Source organism: Streptomyces sp. NPDC002403, from assembly GCF_053593015.1.
In genome coordinates this window covers 1-17,491 of record NZ_JBSFBQ010000063.1, presented here as the reverse complement: position 1 = coordinate 17,491, position 17,491 = coordinate 1, and the positions used below count along the sequence as shown (strand labels likewise).

General features: G+C 72.9%; 13 protein-coding genes. 6 read left to right on the top strand and 7 right to left on the bottom strand.

Annotation, left to right across the window (positions count from 1 at the left end; genetic code table 11):
- Positions 1-90 precede the first annotated feature (90 nt).
- The 6 genes from ACWCPY_RS37340 to ACWCPY_RS37315 form a co-directional block, all read right to left on the bottom strand.
- Positions 91-1,617: a hypothetical protein gene (locus ACWCPY_RS37340; RefSeq protein WP_451272728.1), complete on the bottom strand. Its 1,527-nt coding sequence runs from the start codon at positions 1,615-1,617 to the stop codon at positions 91-93.
- 83 nt (positions 1,618-1,700) lie between these two features.
- A complete protein-coding gene (locus ACWCPY_RS37335; RefSeq protein ID WP_451272726.1) occupies positions 1,701-5,354 on the bottom strand; it encodes a hydantoinase B/oxoprolinase family protein in 3,654 nt (1,217 codons plus the stop codon).
- A 172-nt stretch (positions 5,355-5,526) separates the two neighbouring features.
- Positions 5,527-6,690 carry a glycosyltransferase gene (locus tag ACWCPY_RS37330; protein ID WP_451272724.1) on the bottom strand — a complete coding sequence of 388 codons (1,164 nt, stop codon included), beginning with the start codon at positions 6,688-6,690 and terminating at the stop codon, positions 5,527-5,529.
- Entirely contained in the window at positions 6,687-7,847 is a 1,161-nt protein-coding gene (locus tag ACWCPY_RS37325) for a glycosyltransferase family 4 protein (RefSeq protein ID WP_451272722.1), read from the bottom strand. The genes ACWCPY_RS37330 and ACWCPY_RS37325 overlap by 4 nt, the downstream gene beginning before the upstream one ends.
- A 147-nt stretch (positions 7,848-7,994) precedes the next feature.
- Positions 7,995-9,413 (bottom strand): HEAT repeat domain-containing protein, encoded by a 1,419-nt coding sequence (locus tag ACWCPY_RS37320; RefSeq protein WP_451272720.1) that lies wholly within the window; start codon positions 9,411-9,413, stop codon positions 7,995-7,997.
- Between the two features lie 219 nt (positions 9,414-9,632).
- Positions 9,633-10,025 (bottom strand): ankyrin repeat domain-containing protein, encoded by a 393-nt coding sequence (locus ACWCPY_RS37315; RefSeq protein ID WP_072489348.1) that lies wholly within the window; start codon positions 10,023-10,025, stop codon positions 9,633-9,635.
- 314 nt (positions 10,026-10,339) lie between these two features.
- Between ACWCPY_RS37315 and ACWCPY_RS37310 the strand changes: the two genes are divergently transcribed.
- A complete protein-coding gene (locus ACWCPY_RS37310) occupies positions 10,340-10,534 on the top strand; it encodes a hypothetical protein (RefSeq protein WP_018103962.1) in 195 nt (64 codons plus the stop codon).
- A 37-nt stretch (positions 10,535-10,571) separates the two neighbouring features.
- A complete protein-coding gene (locus ACWCPY_RS37305) occupies positions 10,572-12,179 on the top strand; it encodes a hypothetical protein (RefSeq protein ID WP_451272718.1) in 1,608 nt (535 codons plus the stop codon).
- A gap of 57 nt (positions 12,180-12,236) precedes the next feature.
- Here ACWCPY_RS37305 and ACWCPY_RS37300 read toward each other — a convergent pair whose 3' ends face one another.
- On the bottom strand, positions 12,237-13,736 hold the full coding sequence (locus ACWCPY_RS37300) for an SCO1417 family MocR-like transcription factor (RefSeq protein ID WP_403779625.1): 1,500 nt from the start codon (positions 13,734-13,736) through the stop codon (positions 12,237-12,239).
- Between the two features lie 102 nt (positions 13,737-13,838).
- On the opposite strand from ACWCPY_RS37300, the gene yczE reads away from it, so the two are divergent.
- The 4 genes from yczE to ACWCPY_RS37280 all read left to right on the top strand — a co-directional run bounded on the left by yczE (position 13,839) and on the right by ACWCPY_RS37280 (position 17,396).
- Positions 13,839-14,564, top strand: a complete 726-nt coding sequence (yczE, locus tag ACWCPY_RS37295) for a membrane protein YczE (protein WP_451272716.1) — start codon at positions 13,839-13,841, stop codon at positions 14,562-14,564.
- Positions 14,561-15,325, top strand: a complete 765-nt coding sequence (locus ACWCPY_RS37290; protein WP_451272714.1) for a glycerophosphodiester phosphodiesterase — start codon at positions 14,561-14,563, stop codon at positions 15,323-15,325. The genes yczE and ACWCPY_RS37290 overlap by 4 nt, the downstream gene beginning before the upstream one ends.
- A gap of 47 nt (positions 15,326-15,372) precedes the next feature.
- Positions 15,373-16,746: an MFS transporter gene (locus ACWCPY_RS37285; protein ID WP_451272712.1), complete on the top strand. Its 1,374-nt coding sequence runs from the start codon at positions 15,373-15,375 to the stop codon at positions 16,744-16,746.
- A 275-nt stretch (positions 16,747-17,021) separates the two neighbouring features.
- Positions 17,022-17,396, top strand: a complete 375-nt coding sequence (locus ACWCPY_RS37280; RefSeq protein ID WP_007262928.1) for an RNA polymerase-binding protein RbpA — start codon at positions 17,022-17,024, stop codon at positions 17,394-17,396.
- Positions 17,397-17,491 lie beyond the last annotated feature (95 nt).

The following is a 17,491-nucleotide window of genomic DNA, read 5'->3' as shown; positions in this document are numbered from 1 at the left end:
CCGTCCGGGGCGGCGCGGTCCGGTCGGTGGCGTGGGTACCGGCGGGGGCCCGCCGGGTCGGTGTGCGAGGTGCCGCGCGCACCGCGCCGGTCATGACGCCTCCGTGCGGTCGGCGGCCATTCCGGCCGCGTCCAGCAGGGCCGTGCCCACGATCAGGTCCGCGCCGCCGAACTCGATGTCGTCGAGCTGCGTGCCGTCGTCGACGGAGAACAGCAGGCGCTGTTCGCCCTGCCGGTAGGCGGTGCCGACCGGCGGGCTCGCGGCGTGCACCGCGAGCAGGGCGACCAGGTAGGGCAGTTCGGGATCGCGGCGCCGGGCCTCGGCGAGGAGTCCGGACAGGCGCCGGGGGGCGTCGTGTTCCAGGTCCAGGAGCTCCATGGCGCTCGCGAGCTGCTCCTCGCTGAACCTGCTGTCGTCGGGGGTGGCGATCAGGTCGGGCTCGGGCATCTCGGCACCCAGGTGTTCCCGCTCCGGGGGCGGGGTGAGCAGCATGCCGACGAGGTCCGCGACCCGTACCGAGGTGGGGGTGCGCAGCCCGGTGCCGTGGGCGAAGAAGGCGTCGGTGACGAGGATCGCCTGTTCGACGGGGAGCGGCAGCAGCGGGGCGACCAGCTGGCCGTACAGATCGAGGCCGGCTCGGGCCGTGGGGGTGGCGAAGGCCTGCCGGTCCTGTTCGGCGCGGAACAGCGGTCCGGCCTCCAGCAGCCGGGACTGCAGCTGGGTGTGGCGGCGGATGCAGTCCTTGACGATGTCGACGAGCTCGGCGGCGCGGCGCTTGTGCTCGGGCTCCTCCGCCTCGTCGCGCGCCTTGCGGATGTTGGTGAGGATCGCGTTCTCGTGGCGGTAGCGGTCGGCGACGTGGTCCAGCGCTTCGGCGATCATGTCGGGGACCGCGTTGAGCCAGTCGACCGCGCGGACGTTGCGCCGGGTGGCCTCCAGCGTCTTGCGGAGGGTCTCCGCGTACTGCACGGTGCGGTAGCGGGCCTGTTCGGCGGCGAGCTGGGCGTCCGCGAGGCGGCCCCGGCTGATGAGGACCTCCAGCTTCACCTCGGCGGCGATCTGGGCGCTGGTGACGTCCGTATCGAGGGCGCCCACCAGGACGTTGACCGCTTCGTCGGTGGCGCGGAGGTAGACGGTGCCGCCGTATCCCGGGACCTCTTCGATCAGTTTGAAGTCGTAGTCCCGGCGGACGTAGACCCCGTCCGGACCGAAAGTGCCGTACACCGCGCGGAATCCGCGGTCCACGCTGCCGACGTTGATCAGGTTCTCCAGCACCCAGCGCGCGACCCGCTCGTGCTCGGCCACGGGGCGGCCCGGGGCCTGGGCGGCGACGCGGGGAAGCAGCCTGGTCACTATCTGGTCGTGGTCGGCACCCGTGTCGAAGTCCATGTTGAGGGTGACGAGGTCGATCGCGGCGAGGGCGACCTCGGCCATCGCGTAGACCGTGTACTCACCGGCCAGATTCGCCTTGCGGACATCGAGGTCGTGCAACGGCGCCGTGCAGGCGAGCGCGCGCAGCCGCCGCGAGAGCCCCTCGTCGGCGGCCGGGCCCGGGGCGGGCCGCGGCCCCGCGCTGAGCTGGGGCGCAGCGTTGTCCGTGTAGGCAGGCGAAGTCACGGTGCACAGATTAGGTCCTCACCCTGACAACGGTCGAAACGGCGCAGAAGCGACCCCTGCTCCGGGGCCGGCCGGCCGTGGTGTCACGGCCGTTCGCCGCCGCTCCGCGCACCGTCGTCGCGGCCCGGTTCCGGGGTGCCGTAGCCCCCGCCGCCCGGTGTGCGCAGCACCAGTACGTCCCCCGGCTCCAGCTCGGCCGTGTCGCAGCCGCGCAGCGGTGTGGCCCGGCCGTCCGGGTGCTCGATGTGCTGGTCGCCCGCTGCGCCGGGGCCGCCGCCCGCCATGCCGTACGGCCGGATCCGGCGGTGGCCGGAGAGCAGCGCCACGGTGACGGGTTCCAGGAAGCGGATCCGCCGCTCCACGCCGCGGCCGCCGTGCCAGCGGCCGCCGCCGCCGCTGTCCTCGCGCACCCGGAAGCTCTCCAGCAGGACGGGGTAGCGCCATTCGAGGATCTCGGGATCGGTGAGGCGGGAGTTGGTCATATGGGTCTGTACGGCGTCGGCGCCGTCGAAGCCGTCGCCCGCGCCCGAGCCGCTCGCCACCGTCTCGTAGTACTGGACGCGTTCGTTGCCGAAGGTGAGGTTGTTCATGGTGCCCGAGCCCTCGGCCTGGATGCCGAGTGCCGCGTACAGGGCGCCGGTGACGGCCTGGGACGTCTCCACGTTTCCCGCGACGGTGGCGGCCGGGTGGACGGGCGCCAGCATGGAGCCCTCCGGAATCCGGACCTCCAGGGGTTCGAGGCAGCCGCTGTTGAGGGGGATGTCCTCGGCGACCAGGGTCCGGAAGACGTACAGCACGGCCGCCATGACCACGGATCTCGGCGCGTTGAAATTGCCCGGCTGCTGCGGCGAGGTGCCGGTGAAGTCGACGACCGCGGAGCGGGCGTCCCGGTCCACGGTGAGGGCGACCTCGATGAACGCGCCGTTGTCGGTCTCGTAGCGGCAGGTGCCGTCGTGCAGTGCGGCGATGATCCGGCGGACGGACTCCTCGGCGTTGTCCTGCACATGCCCCATGTACGCGGCGACGACATCGGGCCCGAACTGCTCGACCATGCGGCGGAGTTCGGCGATGCCCTTCTCGTTGGCGGCGATCTGGGCGCGCAGGTCGGCGAGGTTGGCATCCGGGTCGCGGGAGGGGTACGCCGCGGTGGTGAGCAGTTCGCGCGTCTCGTCCTCGCGGAACCTGCCGTCGCGTACCAGCAGCCAGTTGTCGAACAGCACGCCCTCCTCGTCGATGGTGCGGCTGAAGGCGGGCATGGAGCCGGGGGTGATGCCGCCGATCTCGGCGTGATGCCCTCGTGAGGCCACGAGGAAGCGAAGTCCCGGCCGCTCGCCGTCGCCACCGTCGAACACCGGGGTCACCACGGTCACGTCGGGCAGGTGGGTTCCCCCGTGGTACGGATCGTTGATGGCGTAGGCGTCGCCGGGACGCATCGTGGCGCCGTTGCGCCGCAGGACCTCCTTGATGGACTCGCCCATCGAGCCGAGGTGGACGGGGATGTGCGGGGCGTTGGCGATCAGGTTGCCGTCCGCGTCGAAGAGCGCGCAGGAGAAGTCGAGCCGCTCCTTGATGTTGACGGAGTGTGCCGTGTTCTCCAGGCGCACCCCCATCTGCTCGGCGATCGACATGAAGAGGTTGTTGAAGACTTCCAGCATGACGGGGTCGACCCCGGTGCCGACGGCCGTGCGGACCGGGCGCGGGCGGACCCGGGTGAGCAGCAGATGGCCGGTGTCGGCGAGAGCGGCCCGCCAGCCGGGGTCGACGACGGTGGTGGCGTCCGCCTCGGCGATCACCGCGGGCCCGGTCACGGTGTCCCCGGGACGCAGTTCCTCGCGGCGGTGGAGCGGGGTGTCCTGCCACCGCCCGTCGGCGAACATCCGCACGGTGTCGCGCGGTCGGGGCTCGGTGCCCGCGCGGGGCGTGGGCCCGGCCGGGAGCGGCTCGTGCCGGCCGGCCGTTCCGGTCGCCTCGACCGAGACCGCCTCGACGACCAGGGGCTTGTCCATGGTGAACGCGTAGCGGGCCCGGTGCCCGGCGGTGAACGCCTCGGCCATGGCGGGCGCGGTGTCCAGGTCGACGGGCAGGCTCGAATCCGTACCGGCGTAGCGCAGCAGCACACGGGCACGGGTGCTGATCGCGCTGTCCGGGACGGCGTCGGCGCGCAGTTCGGCGCGGGTCCGGGCGGCCAGTTCCTCGCAGAGTGCGCCCACTTCGGTCCGGGTCGCCCCATTCAGTTCCGCCTCCACCGACTGCTCGCGCATCGCGGTGGTGTCGGCGAGGCCGATGCCGTACGCGGACAGCACACCCGCCAGCGGCGGTACGAGGACGGTGTCGATGCCCAGGGAGTCGGCGACGGCGCAGACGTGCTGGCCACCGGCGCCGCCGAAGCCGGTCAGGGCGTAGCGGGTGATGTCGTGCCCGCGCTGCACGGAGATCTTCTTGACCGCGTTCGCCATGTTGAGCACGGCGATCTCCAGGAAGCCGGCGGCGGTCCGGGCGGCCGTGCACCGGGTTCCGGTGGCGCGCGTCACCTCCTCGGCGAGCGCGTCGAAGCGTTCGCGGACCAGGTCGGCGTCGAGCGGGAGGTCGCCGTCCGGTCCGAAGACGGCGGGGAAGTGTGCGGGCTGGATCCGGCCGAGCATCACATTGGCGTCGGTGACGGTCAGCGGGCCGCCGCGGCGGTAGCAGGCCGGGCCGGGGATCGCGCCCGCCGAGTCGGGGCCGACCCGGTAGCGCCGGCCGTCGAAGTGCAGGACGGAGCCGCCGCCGGCCGCGACGGTGTGGATGCTCATCATCGGGGCGCGCATCCGCACCCCGGCGACCTGGGTGCCGAGCTCGCGCTCGAACTCGCCCGCGTAGTGGGACACATCGGTGGACGTTCCGCCCATGTCGAAGCCGATGACCCGGCGGAATCCGGCCTGTTCGGAGGTGCGGGCCATGCCGACCACGCCGCCGGCCGGGCCGGAGAGCACCGCGTCCTTGCCCCGGAAGTGGGAGGCCTCGCGCAGCCCGCCGTTGGACTGCATGAACATCAGCCGGATGCCGTCGAGTTCACCGGCGACCTCGTCGACGTACCGGCGCAGGATCGGTGAGAGGTAGGCGTCGACGACGGTGGTGTCGCCGCGCGGTACGAGCTTGATCAGCGGGCTCACCTCGTGCGAGCAGCTGACCTGGGTGAAGCCCGCCTCGCGGGCCGCTTCGGCCACGGCGCTCTCGTGTCCGGGGTGGCGGTAGCCGTGCATCAGGACGACGGCGGCGCTGCGCAGTCCGTCGGCGTGGGCGGCCCTCAGCCGTTCGGTGACCGCTTCCCGGTCCAGTGGGGTGACGACCCGGCCGTGGGCGTCGATCCGTTCGTGGACCTCGATCACCCGCTCGTACACGGCTTCGGGCAGCAGGATGCGGCGGTCGAAGAGGCGCGGCCGGTTCTGGTACGCGATGCGCAGGGCGTCCCGGAAGCCTTCCGTGATGACCAGGACGGTCGGCTCGCCGTGCCGCTCCAGCAGGGCGTTGGTGGCGACCGTGGTGCCGATCCGCACCGCGGCGACGCGGTCGGCGGGGACCGGGTCGCCGGGGCCGAGGCCGAGCAGCGCCCGGATTCCGGCCACGGCGGCGTCGCGGTAGCGGTCCGGGTCGTGGGAGAGCAGCTTGCGGGTGACCAGGTGCCCGCCGGGATCCCGGCCCACGACATCGGTGAACGTTCCGCCTCGGTCGATCCAGAACTCCCAGCGTCCGGTCATCCCTCCATACTGACCCGCGGCACGGACGACGGCACGGCCCGCTGTGCGCCGGTCGAGGTGCGCGATCGTGCCGCAGGCCCGGTGCCGCGGCTCCGCTCCGGCCGGGCGCGGGAGCCGGGGCACGGGAACGGCCCCGGCACCCCCGGAGCGCCGCGCGCCACCGTCGCGCCCTTCATGCCCGCGCCCCCGGAATCCCGCCCCGGTCCGGTACCTCGTGGGCGGCCAGGAACGCGGCCACCGAGCGGTCCCAGCCGAAGAGTTCCGCGCGTTGCCTGGCGGCGGCGCGGCGCCCGTCCGACGGGCGCCCGAGCAGGTCGCGTACGGCGGCGGCGAAGGCCTCGCCGGTGTCCTGGGCCGCGGCTCCGGCACCGCCGATCACCTCCGGCAGCGCGGAGCCCGCGCTCGCCACCACCGGGGTGCCGCAGGCCAGTGCCTCCAGCGCGGACAGGCCGAACGTCTCCGCCGGTCCGGGCGCCAGGCAGATGTCGGCCGCCGCCTGCAGATCCGCCAGCGTCTCCCGGTCCCGCACATGGCCCAGGAATTCGACCGGCAGCCGCTGTGCGCGGGCCCGGGTCTCCAGCCCCGCACGCAGCGGGCCGTCGCCCGCGACGAGCAGCGCCGCCCGCACCCCTTGACGCCGCAGCTCGGCAACGGTCTCCAGGGCCCGGCCGGGACGTTTTTCGACCGAGAGCCGCGAGCACAGCAGGATCAGCACGTCCTGACCGTGCAGATGCCCGGCGCGCAGCGCCGTACTGCGCCGTCGGGGGCGGCAGCGCCGCAGGTCCACGCCGAGCGGGGCGCGCACCACGTTGCGGGCGCCGATGCGCAGGAACTCCCGCTGCGCCCATCGCGTGGTGCACACGATCCGGGTGTAGGCATGAGCGCTGCGCGCGTTGAGGCGGTCGGCCGCGCGCCGTGCCGCGCCCGCCGGGAGGCCCCAGGTCCGCAGCACCCCGTCGGCGGTCTCGTGCGAGACCATCACGGCGGGCACCCTGGCGCGGCGGGCCCATTCGCCCGTCCAGCGCAGGGTGGTCCGGTCGGAGACCTCCAGGCGGTCGGGCCGCAGCGTCTCCAGGAGGCGGCGGAGCCCGCTCCGGCCCGTCAGTACGCGGTAGCCGCCGCTGCCCGGCAGGACCGGCCCCGGGAGCGTGATCACCCGGCCCTGCTCCGTGCGCTCGTCGCCCGGTCCGGCGCCGGGTACGACGAGCACCGGTGCGTGGCCGGCGGCGAGGTAGCCGCGGCCGAGTTGGTCCAGGGCGGTGCGCAGCCCGCCGGAGGACGGGGTGACGAAGTTCGCCAGCCGGACGATGACCAGGCGCTCTCCCCGGCCGCTCATGCCGCCACCGCCGTCCGCTCGCGCAGCACCTCGTCGTAGTGGTCCAGGAGCTGGTCCCCCACGGCCTGCCAGGTCCGTCCCTCGACCGCGGCCCGGCCGGCGGCGCCGTAGGCGGCGGCGAGCGCGGGGTCGACGGCGAGTGCGCCGGTCGCCGCCGCCACCGCGCGGGCGTCGAGCGGGGGGACGAGCAGCCCGGTGCGTCCGTGGCCGACGAGGTCGAGCGGTCCGCCGGCCGCCGGCGCGATCACGGGGAGCGCGCAGGCCATGGCCTCCTGCACCGTCTGGCAGAACGTCTCGTACGGTCCGGTGTGCACGAACATGTCCAGCGAGGCGAAGACCCGGGCGAGCTCGTCCCCGGTCCTGCGGCCGAGGAAGAGGGCGCCGGGCAGGGCTGTGCGCAGCGACGGTCCGCTGGGTCCGTCCCCGACGACCACGACCCGTACCCCGGGGATCGCGCAGGCCCCGGCGAGGAGTTCGACGTGCTTCTCCGGGGCGAGCCGTCCGACGTACCCGACGATGCGCTCCCCTCCTGGGGCGAGCCGGCGGCGCAGTGCCTGATCCCGCAGTCCGGGACGGAACCGTGTGGTGTCGACGCCCCTCGGCCACAGCCGGACCCGGGGCACGCCGTGGTCGGTGAGGTCGCGCAGGGCGGCGGTGGACGGGGCGAGGGTGCGGTCGGCGGCGGCGTGCACGGCGCGCATCCGGCGCCAGGCGGTGTTCCCGCCGGTGCCGAGGTACGTGCGGGCGTAGCCGGCCAGGTCGGTCTGGTAGACGGCCACGGCCGGCAGGCCGAGCCGGGCGGCGGCCGTCATCCCCCGTGCGCCGAGCACGAACGGGCCGGCCAGATGGACGAGGTCGGCGCGGTGGGCGGTGAGTGCGGCGGTCAGCCGGCGGCCGGGCAGCGCGACCCGTACCTGGGGATAGCCGGGCAGGGGGAGGGAGGGGACACGTACCACGGGGCAGGGGGCGTCGGCCTCGGACGTGCCGGAGGGACCGGAGCGGTCCGGACGGGACGTGGTCGTCGCGCCGGCGGTGGCCGGGGCGATGACGAGCGGTTCGTGGCCGCGGCGGGCGAGATGCCGGGCCGTCTGGAGGGTGCAGTGGGCCACGCCGTTGACATCGGGCGGGAAGGACTCGGTGACGATGACGACACGCATGTGTGTGTTGTCGCCGCGCCGGGCGTGACCGGGCCGACTTGGATCTTTCCGCCCGGGGAACGTCCCGTGAGCGTTCGGGCCGGGGTGCTTCGGGGCCTGCCCGTTCGCGCCGCGCGCCCCCCGACGCGCGTCGCTGTTGGTACTCGGTCAGGCCGCGGGGGTGTCGGGCCCGATCCGGCTGCGTACCGCCGTCTGCACCTCGGCCTCCTCGGCCGGGTCTGCGGCGAGGCGGCGGAGTCGCTCGGCGACCCTGATGTCGCCGGTCTCCGCGTGGAGTGCGGCGACCTCGCGGGTGGTCTCCTCGCAGTCCCACAGGCATTCGACGGCGAATCCGGTGGCGAAGGAGGGATCGGTGGCGGCCAGTGCGCGGGCCGCCCGGCCGCGCAGATGCGAGGAGGAGGTCTCCCGGTAGACGTGCCGCAGCACGGGGGCGGCGCAGGCGATGCCGAGCCGGCCCGCGCCGTCGACGAGCGTCCACAGGCGTGGTGCGTCCGGTCCGTCGCCCCGTACGGCCTCGCGGAGTGCGCCGAGGACCAGCGGGGCGTCCTGGGCGCCGCCCCGGCAGGCGAGCACACCGGCCGCGGAGGCGCCGAGCGCGTCGGGCCGCCGGGCCCAGCGCCGGGCGCGGTCCACCGCCGCGTCTCCGCACATCCGCTCGAAGGCGGCGACGGACGCGTCGGCGACGGTGCGCGAGACGCTGACCGCCGCGGCCTCGATCAGGTCGAGCACGGCCGGGTCCCTGGCCTCGGCCAGGTAGTGCAGCGCGGCACAGCGTGCGCCCTCCGGGCCGCTGCGGGCGGCCTCGACGATCGCGGGCCGGTCCTCGGGGCCCGCGACGGCGGTGAGGCAGCGGGCGGCCGGCACATGGAGGGTGCTGCCGCGTTCGAGGCCCTGCTGGGCCCAGTCGAAGACCGCCTGGACGCTCCATCCGGGACGGGGGCCGCCTGGCCGCAGCTGGCGCTGCCAGCGGTCGAACGAACCCTGCTCCGAGGCGGCTCGGACCCTGGCGCCGACCGTGTCGCGCGGGTCGTCCGCCCAGAGCCGCCAGGGGCGGGGTTCATAGGCGTCCCGCACGGCGGCGGCCAGCTCGGCGGCGCCCTCCTCGGTGGCCGGGAACCGGCCGAGCACGGGTACGGCGAGGGCACGGAGCCCCGCGTCGTCGTCGCGCAGGGCGAGCTCGTCCAGGGCCCAGGCCCAGTTGGCGCCGGTCGCGGCGTACCGCCGCAGCAGGGCCAGGGCGTCGCCGCGTCCGTACGAGGCGAGGTGGCCGAGCACGGCGAGGGCCAGCCCGGTGCGCGAGTCGTCGGTGTCGAGGTGGTCGTCGGGATCGCACAGGTGACGCTCGATCTCTTCGATGCCGCCGTCGAGATCGAGATACAGACGCGCGTAGTAGAGGGAGCGGTTCTCCACCTGCCAGTCGTGACGCGGATCGCTCAGGACGCAGTGGTTGAGAGCCGCCAGGGCCTCGGGGCGTGGTGCGGCGAGCGCGTGGAGCGTGCCGTCGCCGCGGCCCCTCTGCAGCAGGCCGAGCAGGGTGCCGCTCGGCGCTATGAACGGATCAAACATGGAAAAAGCCTCACATCAAGCTGTCGACGCAACCGGGACTGTGCAGTTCCAAGTGCCGGGTGGGCACTACGCCGCGCAGCAACATGATCGGCCGACCGCCGTCTTCTGCTTGGTGTAGACCATCTTCCTCTGCCTCTCGTCGGTGGCCCGGAGCCGGGCCCGCGACGTCATGATGACCCAGCCATTTCGCCACCGCGACCACATTTACGGCGTACCCGGTCAGCGGGAGCCGAAGAGTTCCAGCAGGTCGGCCTTACCGAACATGCGAGCCGTGTCGAGGGCGGAGGGTGTTCCGGCGGCCGGATCGGCCCCCGCGGAGAGCAGCGCCTCGATCACCGCGTCCTCGCCCTTGAAAACGGCGCCGGCGAGCGGCGTCTGCCCGCGGTCGTTGGCCCGGTCCGGGTCGGCGCCGCGGCCGACGAGGGCCGTGACTGCGGCGGCGTGGCCGTGGTAGGCGGCGAGCATCAGCAGCGAATCGCCCCGGTCGTTGGTGAGGTTGGCGGGGACACCGGCGTCGACGTACGCGGCGAGCGCGTCGGTCTCACCGCGGCGGGCGAGGTCGAAGACCTTCGTCGCCAGCTCGACCACCTCGGGATCGGGTGTTTCGCTCATCGGACGGACCGCCTTCCATCAACCGGTTTCACCACTGTCGACCTGCCGGGACGTACGCCGTGGGGGCCGTACGAGTGAACCGACAGGGTACTGCCCGGCCGGGCACTTGACCCGGCCCACCCGTGGCAAAGGATCACGAATGGTGCCGCGGAACAGTACGCGACACCGGATGTTCCGCCTCATCGGGATCGTTCGGACCGCCATTCAAGTGAAAATAACGACTTTTCACCCAATTGCAGCTTTTATCGTATAGATACTTCCGGTGAACCTGGAAGGACTCATGGTGACTGTCCCCCCAACCAGGAGAACCTCTCATGATCCTGTCCATGTCAGGCGTCGTCATCCTCGGCATCATCGTCTTCCTGTTCTTCAGGAAGGACGGCCTCAAGGCCTCGCACGCCCTCGTCACTGCCCTGTTCGGCTTCTATCTGGCAGGCACAGCCATCGCACCGAGCATCACCGCGGGCGGCGCGAGTCTCGCCGGCCTCCTGGGCGGGATCAAGTTCTGACCCCCCGCGACCGCTCCCACCCCTTCAGGAGACCGACGTGGCCCGGCGACCACTCCCCCGCATTCTGAGCAGCGGCAGCGCCTCGATCACTCGCAGTCGCGAGTTCGCGCGCACGGCCGCCGACAACGCCACGGACGTCCTCCATCCGCTGATCACGATCACTCGTGGCCTGCGGCTGCTGGCCGGAGCCGGACGGCAGAAGTGGGCCGCGACGCCCAAGGACAGACGTGGCCCCACGCTGTTCGTCGTCGCGGCCTGCGTACTCGCGTTCGCGCTCATGCCGTACGGGGGCCTGATCGCCCTCGTCACGGTGATGGGCGCGGCCGCCTGGGCGGGGCGGGAGCGGACCCCCGTGAAGACCGGCCCCGACGAGGCGGGGACCGCGCGGCTGAGCTCGCTGTACGAGGCGCTCGTGCCGTACTTCTCGGTGGCCGAGGACCCCGGACCGCTGTTCTCCCACGGCGGCGACTGGGAGAAGGCATTCAGCGGCTACGAGTTCGACGGCGACGGGCGGCTGACCCGTCTCCAGGTGACGTACCCCGCCTACTTCACCGACAGCGAGGCCACCTCCCGTGCCCGGATCGAGCGGCTGCTGCACGCCAAGTCCGGCCGCGGCCGGGAATACCACTTCGCCTGGGACGAGGAGGGCAACAAGCTCGTCATGAGCGTCCTCGGCGCCCTGCCCACCTCGATCGGCGCCCAGCGCTTCGTCACCGCCCCCGGCGAGACCGTACTGGGCTTCACCGACGGCGACGCGGTGCAGCGCACCGTTCCGGTGCACGACGGAGACACCACCCGCGACGCCCCTCCGGTCGTCTGGCGCACCGGCGCCCGCTCCACCGAGCCGCACCTGCTGGTGATCGGGCAGCCCGGCAGCGGCACCACCACCCTGATGCGTTCCATCGCCCTGCAGGCGCTCCAGCACGGCGACATCCTGATCGTCGAAGGCGGCGGAACCGGCGAGTACGCCTGCCTGACCGGGCGGGACGGCGTGCTGGCCGTGGAGTGCGGGCCGGCCGGCGCACTGGCGACCCTGGAGTGGGCCGCCCACGAGACGGAACGGCGGCTGATCGCCGCGAACCGCGCGCGGCAGGCCGGCCACCCCCTGCCCGACGACATCAGGCGCCCGCTCTGGATCCTGCTGGACCGGCCCGGTGTCCTCGGCCATCCGGCCGCCGCCGACGGCAGGCCCGATCCGCAGGAGCTGCTCCAGGTGCCGCTTCGGCACGGCAGGGCGGCCAACGTGACCGTGGTGCTGGCCGATCAGCTCGACGGCCTGGACACCCTCGGCGAGACCGTACGGACGCACTGCCGGGCCCGGGCCGTGCTCGGCCACTGCTCCCGCGAGCAGGTGGAGTCGGTGCTCGGCACCGAGCCGCACACCACCCCGGCCGCCGACGTCCCGCCCGGCCGCGGATACGCCCGGCTCGGCACCGGTCCGGTGCTCCGGCTGCAGGTCCCGGCCACGCCCGATCCGTTCGACGAGGCAACCGGGGAGGCGGAGCGGCAGGCGGTCCTCGGGCTGCTCCCCGAGCGGCAGGAGCCGGTCGTCGAGGCGGCCGTGCCGGCCGCCCCGGGCGTCCCGGAGCCGGTGCTGCCGCGCGCCGTGACCGTGGCGGTCGACGGCATGGCGGTCACCGACTGAACGCACGCGCCCGCGGGGTGAGACACCGGCGCTCCCTCCCCCGCACCCGTTTGCGGGTCAGGCGACGAACGTCCGCGGCGCCTCGGCCCCCGCGCCCGCCCCCGAGCCGACCAGCTGCGCCGCCGCAGCGAGCCGCGCCGCCGCCTCGTCCGCGACCGGCCCCGAGACCGTGAACGGCAGCCGTACGTATCCCTCGAAGGCACCGTCGACCCCGAACCGGGGACCGGACGGGACGCGTACCCCGACCCGCTCGCCGGCCACCGCCAGCCGGGAGCCGGAGAGGCCGCCGGTCCGCACCCAGAGCGTCAGGCCGCCGAGCGGAACGGAGAACTCCCAGTCGGGCAGCTCCCGGCGGACCGCGGCGACGAGCGCGTCCCGGTTCTCCCGCGCCTGCTCGCGCCGGACCTGGACGGCCTCCTCCCAGCCGCCGGTGCGCATCAGCCAGTTCACGGCGAGCTGTTCGAGGACGGGTGTGCCCATGTCGGCGTAGGCACGGGCGGCGACCAGACTGCGGATCACGTCCGGGGCGGCGCGCACCCAGCCGATCCGCATGCCCGCCCAGAATGCCTTGCTCGCCGATCCGACCGTGATCACGGTGGAGCCCGCCGGATCGAAGGCGCAGACCCGGCGGGGCATCCGCACATCGGGGTCGAGGCAGAGCTCGTTCATGGTCTCGTCGACGACCAGGACCGTACCGGCGGAACGGGCCGCGTCCACCAGCGCACGCCGCCGGTCCTCGTCGGCCAGCGCTCCGGTGGGATTGTGGAAGTCGGCGACGACATAGGCCAGCCTCGGCGCCGCGTCCCGCAGCACCTGCCGCCACCGGTTCATGTCCCAGCCGCCGAGCCCCTCCTCCATCGCCACCGGCACCAGCCGGGCCCCCGCCTCCCGCATCAGCTGCAGGATGTTGGCGTAGCTCGGGGACTCCACCGCGATCCGCTCGCCGCGGCCCGCGAAGAGGTGGCAGATCGCGTCGATCGCGCCCATCGCACCGGTGGTGACCATGATCTGCTCGGGCATGGTCGGGATGCCGCGCCCGGTGTAGCGGTCGGCGATCATCTGCCGCAGCGCGGGCAGCCCGGCCGGGTAGTCGCCGTGGGTGTGGGCGTACGGTGCGAGCTCCTCGATGGCGCCCTGGACCGCCCGGGTCAGCCACGGCTCGGGGGCGGGCAGCGAGGCGCAGCCCAGGTCGATCATCGAGCCGAGGGACTCGGGGGGCAGCGGCTCCAGGCCGCGTGCGGGCAGCGGGTTCCCGGCGGGCACGGCGGTCCAGCTGCCGGCTCCCCGGCGGGACTCCAGGAATCCCTCGGTCCGCAGCGCCTCGTACGCGGCGGCGACGGTGGTGCGGCTGACGGAGAGGGCGAGGGCCAGCTCGCGTTCGGCGGGGAGCCTGGCGGCGACCGGCACCCGGCCTTCGAGGACGAGCAGACGGATCCCGTCGGCCAGCGCACGATAGGCGGGGGGCCTGCGGGCCCCCGGTCCGGCGGGCCGGGGCTGTTGCGCCTGGAGCTGTCGGGCGAGCTGCGCCGCACCCACCGCCGAAGTCCACTGAGCCATGGAAATCAGTCCACCTTCCTCGGATTGGCCATAGTTGGCAGCCAATCCCCTGCCACAGAGTGACATGCGGCAGTCCACCATCACCACACCAGGGGGCAACTCTTGTCCATCGCCGCCGCCCCTCGCGGGGCCCACCTCACCCGTCGGCTGATCCAGCTGTACGCCGGTCTCGCGCTGTACGGAGCCAGCTCGGCGCTCCTGGTCCGCGCCGGTCTGGGTCTCGAACCCTGGGGCGTACTGCATCAGGGGCTCGCCGAGCGCTCCGGACTGTCCATAGGGGTCGTCTCGATCATCGTCGGCGCCGCCGTCCTGCTGCTGTGGATACCGCTCAGGCAGCGTCCGGGCCTGGGCACCGTCTCCAATGTCTTCGCCGTCGGCATCGCCATGGACGGCACGCTCGCGCTCGTGCCCGACGTGCGCGGCCTCGCCGCGCAGACCGCCGTGATGGCCGCGGGGGTCGTGGTCAACGGCGTCGCCACGGGGCTGTACATCGCGGCGCGGTTCGGCCCTGGGCCCCGCGACGGGCTGATGACCGGGCTGCATCTGCGCACCGGCCGCTCCATCCGGCTGATGCGGACGCTGATCGAGGTGGCCGTCGTGGCGACCGGCTTCCTGCTCGGCGGCACCCTCGGGGCGGGCACGGTCGTCTACGCCCTGGCCATCGGCCCGCTCGCCCAGTTCTTCCTGCGCGTCTTCGCGGTCGGCGGCGATCCGGCCGGGGAGACCGCCGTCGACGCCGCCGACGAGGCGGCCGTCGTACCCGCGCCGGACAATGAGAACACCACCGTCACCGCACCGACACCGGGGCAGGCCATACTTCCGCAGTGACCTCCGTACGCCACCCCTATCTGGACCATCCCGCGACCATCCCGTTCGCCCACCGAGGCGGTGCGGCGGACGGGATCGAGAACACCACGGCCGCGTTCCGCCGGGCCGCCGACGCCGGGTACCGCTACTTCGAGACCGATGTGCACACCACCTCGGACGGCCGCCTGGTCGCCTTCCACGACGCCACCCTGGACCGGGTGACGGACGCCCGCGGCCGGATAGCCGAGCTGCCCTGGAGCGAGGTGCGGCGGGCCAGGGTGGCGGGCCGGGAGCCGCTGCCGCTGTTCGAGGAGCTGCTGGAGACCTTCCCCGGGGCCCGCTGGAACGTCGACATCAAGGCCGCGTCCGCGCTGGTCCCGCTGGTCGAGCTGATCCGCCGCACGGACGCCTGGGACCGGGTGTGCGTCGGCTCGTTCTCGGAGGCCCGGGTCGCCAGGGCGCACCGGCTGGCGGGCCCCCGGCTCGCCACTTCCTACGGCGTCCGGGGCGTTCTCGCACTGCGGCTGCGCTCGTACGGGATCCCGGCCGCGCTGCGGGCGGGCGCGGTGTGCGCGCAGGTGCCGGAGAGCCAGAACGGCGTCCGGGTGGTCGACCGGCGCTTCGTGCGCGAAGCGCACGCGCGGGGGCTCCAGGTACATGTCTGGACCGTGAACGAGCCCGAGCGGATGGCAGCGCTCCTCGATCTCGGCGTGGATGGCATCATGACCGATCACATCGAGACGCTGCGCACGGTGCTGAGCGAGCGGGGGGCCTGGGCCTGACGCCGGCCGTGCCAGGTCTTCACGGGGAGAGACGAGGGGGGTGCGGGTTGAGCGCCGAGACCGCGGAAACCGCTGAGCCGACGGAACCTACTGCGGATTCCGCCGCTGCCGCGAGCCGCAGAAGTGAACAACGCGGCTGGTATTTCTACGACTTCGCCTGCTCCGTCTACTCGACGAGCGTCCTGACGGTCTTCATCGGCCCCTATCTCACCTCCATAGCCAAGGCGGCCGCCGACGCCGACGGCTTCGTGCACCCGCTCGGCATTCCGGTCCGCGCCGGGTCGCTGTTCGCCTACGCGGTCTCCGTGTCCGTGGTGGTCGCGGTGATCGTGATGCCGATCGTGGGTGCCGCCGCGGACCGTACGGGGCGCAAGAAGCCGCTGCTCGCGGCTGCCGCCTACGCGGGTGCCGCCGCGACCACCGGCATGTTCTTCCTGGACGGCCACCGCTATCTGCTGGGCGCCTTCCTGCTGATCGTGGCGAACGCCGCGATCTCGGTCTCGATGGTGCTCTACAACGCGTACCTGCCGCAGATCGCCGAGCCGGAGGAGCGGGACGCGGTCTCCTCGCGCGGCTGGGCCTTCGGCTACACCTCGGGCGCGCTCGTCCTGGTCCTGAACCTGGTCCTGTACACGGGCCACGACTCCTTCGGCCTCTCCCAGTCCGACGCGGTACGGATCTGTCTCGCGTCGGCCGGCCTGTGGTGGGGCGCCTTCACTCTGGTGCCGCTGCGCCGGCTGCGCGACCGGCGTGTGACGGCGGGCGGCGAGGGGGCGGTCGGCTCGGGCTGGCGGCAGCTGATGGCCACCCTGCGCGACATGCGCCGTCATCCGCTGACGCTCTCCTTCCTGCTGGCGTACCTCGTCTACAACGACGGCGTGCAGACGGTGATCTCCCAGGCCTCGGTGTACGGCTCGGAGGAGCTGGGCCTCGACCAGACGACCCTGATCACGGCGGTGCTGCTGGTGCAGGTGCTCGCGGTGGCCGGAGCGCTGGGGATGGGCCGGCTGGCACGGTCGTACGGTGCGAAGCGCACGATCCTCGGGTCGCTCGTCGTCTGGACGCTGATTCTCGTCGCCGGATATTTCCTGCCCGCCGGAGCGCCGGTCTTCTTCTATGTACTGGCGTCGGCGATCGGCCTGGTGCTCGGCGGCAGCCAGGCGCTGTCGCGCTCGCTCTTCTCCCATCTGGTGCCGCGCGGCAAGGAGGCCGAGTACTTCTCCGCGTACGAGATGAGCGACCGCGGGCTGAGCTGGCTGGGGCCACTGGTGTTCGGACTCGCGTATCAGCTGACCGGCAGCTACCGGGATGCGATCATCTCGTTGGTGATCTTCTTCGTGGTCGGTTCCGTGCTGCTCGCGAGGGTGCCGATCCGGCGGGCCGTGGCGGCCGCGGGCAATCCCGTACCCGAACGGATTTAGACGTTGAAGTGAAAGGCCGGTAGTGTACGCCTTTGGCCTGCCCGGAGGACCGTTACTGCGAGCGGAAGAAGCCAGAGCGTTGGGTGACAACTTCCGTCAGATGTGACAAACCGGGCATTGCTGGGTACTTGGAACCCTGGGAAACCTGAAAAAGCAGCGGCACGACGGGCGACGCATGACCGGCAACGGGAATCTTTACCGCCGACCGGACGTTGACCGGATGACGACGACAGCGACACCTGTCCTGTGGGCGACAAGCCCGGGAGGCACGATTCATGAGTGAGCGAGCTCTCCGCGGCACGCGACTCGTGGTTACCAGCTACGAGACGGACCGCGGCATCGATCTGGCCCCGCGCCAGGCGGTGGAGTACGCATGCCAGAACGGACATCGATTTGAGATGCCGTTCTCGGTAGAGGCGGAAATTCCGCCGGAGTGGGAGTGCAAGGCGTGCGGCGCCATGGCACTCCTGGTGGACGGGGATGGCCCCGAGGAGAAGAAGGGCAAGCCTGCGCGTACGCACTGGGACATGCTCATGGAGCGGCGCACACGCGAGGAGCTGGAGGAAGTGCTCGCCGAGAGGCTGGCGGTTCTGCGCTCCGGAGCCATGAACATCGCCGTACACCCGCGGGACAGCAGGAAGTCTGCCTGACCGACCGCGTAACACCGCAGTACGACAGAGCCGCGGGCCGTGACACAGAGTGTGTGTCACGGCCCGCGGCTCTGTCGTGGCGTGCTCCTCGCAGC